Origin of the sequence: Bacillus sp. H1a, assembly GCF_000633475.1 — a bacterium.
Taxonomy (GTDB): Bacteria; Bacillota; Bacilli; order Bacillales; family Bacillaceae_G; genus Bacillus_A; species Bacillus_A paramycoides.
Genome location: NZ_AYMH01000057.1, coordinates 1 through 2,985, shown reverse-complemented (window position 1 = coordinate 2,985; position 2,985 = coordinate 1). Strand labels below are relative to the sequence as shown.

Annotated in this window: 1 rRNA gene; it reads right to left on the bottom strand. The window is 51.2% G+C overall.

The features are described from left to right. Positions 1-8: 8 nt before the first annotated feature. Positions 9-2,930 (bottom strand): 23S ribosomal RNA (locus U860_RS0124470). Positions 2,931-2,985: the final 55 nt, after the last annotated feature.

Below are 2,985 nucleotides of genomic sequence, written 5' to 3'. Positions count from 1 at the left end.
CATATTATATGGTTAAGTCCTCGATCTATTAGTATTCGTCAGCTCCACATGTCACCATGCTTCCACCTCGAACCTATCAACCTGATCATCTTTCAGGGATCTTACTAGCTTACGCTATGGGAAATCTCATCTTGAGGGGGGCTTCATGCTTAGATGCTTTCAGCACTTATCCCTTCCGCACATAGCTACCCAGCTATGCCCTTGGCAGAACAACTGGTACACCAGCGGTGCGTCCATCCCGGTCCTCTCGTACTAAGGACAGCTCCTCTCAAATTTCCTACGCCCACGACGGATAGGGACCGAACTGTCTCACGACGTTCTGAACCCAGCTCGCGTACCGCTTTAATGGGCGAACAGCCCAACCCTTGGGACCGACTACAGCCCCAGGATGCGATGAGCCGACATCGAGGTGCCAAACCTCCCCGTCGATGTGGACTCTTGGGGGAGATAAGCCTGTTATCCCCGGGGTAGCTTTTATCCGTTGAGCGATGGCCCTTCCATGCGGAACCACCGGATCACTAAGCCCGACTTTCGTCCCTGCTCGACTTGTAGGTCTCGCAGTCAAGCTCCCTTATGCCTTTGCACTCTACGAATGATTTCCAACCATTCTGAGGGAACCTTTGGGCGCCTCCGTTACACTTTAGGAGGCGACCGCCCCAGTCAAACTGCCCACCTGACACTGTCTCCCGGGTCGATAAGACCCGTAGGTTAGAATTTCAATACAGTCAGGGCGGTATCCCACCAGCGCCTCCACCGAAGCTAGCGCTCCGGTTTCAATGGCTCCCGCCTATCCTGTACAAACTGTACCAAAATTCAATATCAGGCTACAGTAAAGCTCCACGGGGTCTTTCCGTCCTGTCGCGGGTAACCTGCATCTTCACAGGTACTATAATTTCACCGAGTCTCTGGTTGAGACAGTGCCCAAATCGTTACACCTTTCGTGCGGGTCGGAACTTACCCGACAAGGAATTTCGCTACCTTAGGACCGTTATAGTTACGGCCGCCGTTTACTGGGGCTTCAGTTCAGAGCTTCGCTTACGCTAACCCCTCTCCTTAACCTTCCAGCACCGGGCAGGTGTCAGCCCCTATACTTCGCCTTACGGCTTCGCAGAGACCTGTGTTTTTGCTAAACAGTCGCTTGGGCCTATTCACTGCGGCTTTCCGTTAAGAAAGCACCCCTTCTCCCGAAGTTACGGGGTCATTTTGCCGAGTTCCTTAACCAGAGTTCTCTCGCACACCTTAGGATTCTCTCCTCGCCTACCTGTGTCGGTTTGCGGTACAGGCACCTTTTATCTCGCTAGAAGCTTTTCTTGGCAGCGGGGAATCAAAGACTTCGCTCCATAAGGAGCTTCCCCATCACAGCTCAGCCTTCACGATAAGCGGATTTGCCTACTTATCAGCCTAACTGCTTGGACGTGCACAACCAATCGCACGCTTCTTCTATCCTTCTGCGTCCCTCCATTGCTCAAACGATAAAGAGGTGGTACAGGAATATCAACCTGTTGTCCATCGCCTACGCCTGTCGGCCTCGGCTTAGGTCCTGACTAACCCTGAGCGGACGAGCCTTCCTCAGGAAACCTTAGGCATTCGGTGGACGGGATTCTCACCCGTCTTTCGCTACTCATACCGGCATTCTCACTTCTAAGCGCTCCACCAGTCCTTCCGGTCTGACTTCACTGCACTTAGAACGCTCCCCTACCACTGATACCATTGGTATCAATTCGCAGCTTCGGTGGTGTATTTAGCCCCGGTACATTTTCGGCGCAGAGTCACTCGACTAGTGAGCTATTACGCACTCTTTAAATGGTGGCTGCTTCTAAGCCAACATCCTAGTTGTCTAAGCAACTCCACATCCTTTTCCACTTAATACACACTTTGGGACCTTAGCTGGCGATCTGGGCTGTTTCCCTCTTGACTACGGATCTTATCACTCGCAGTCTGACTCCTAAGGATAAGTCATTGGCATTCGGAGTTTGACTGAATTCGGTAATCCGATGAGGACCCCTAGTTCAATCAGTGCTCTACCTCCAAGACTCTTACACTTAAGGCTAGCCCTAAAGCTATTTCGGGGAGAACCAGCTATCTCCAGGTTCGATTGGAATTTCTCCGCTACCCACACCTCATCCCCGCACTTTTCAACGTGCGTGGGTTCGGGCCTCCATTCAGTGTTACCTGAACTTCACCCTGGACATGGGTAGATCACCTGGTTTCGGGTCTACGACCACGTACTAAACGCCCTATTCAGACTCGCTTTCGCTGCGGCTCCGCCTCTTCAGCTTAACCTCGCACGGGATCGTAACTCGCCGGTTCATTCTACAAAAGGCACGCCATCACCCATTAACGGGCTCTGACTATTTGTAGGCACACGGTTTCAGGATCTCTTTCACTCCCCTTCCGGGGTGCTTTTCACCTTTCCCTCACGGTACTGGTTCACTATCGATCACTAGGGAGTATTTAGCCTTGGGAGATGGTCCTCCCAGATTCCGACGGAATTTCACGTGTTCCGCCGTACTCAGGATACATTCAAGAGAGAACGAAGTTTCGACTACAGGGTTGTTACCTTCTGTGACGGACCTTTCCAGGTCGCTTCGTCTACCTCGTTCCTTTGTAACTCCGTATAGAATGTCCTACAACCCCAAGAGGCAAGCCTCTTGGTTTGGGCTAGATTCCGTTTCGCTCGCCGCTACTCAGGAAATCGCATTTGCTTTCTCTTCCTCCAGGTACTTAGATGTTTCAGTTCCCTGGGTCTGTCTTCCATACCCTATGTATTCAGGTAAGGATACCATACCATTACGTATAGTGGGTTTCCCCATTCGGAAATCTTCGGATCAAAGCTTACTTACAGCTCCCCGAAGCATATCGGCGTTAGTCCCGTCCTTCATCGACTCCTAGTGTCAAGGCATCCACCGTGCGCCCTTTCTAACTTAACCAAACTAAAATTAAAAAATATGAGCTACACTGTTATCTAGTTTTCAAAGAACATAC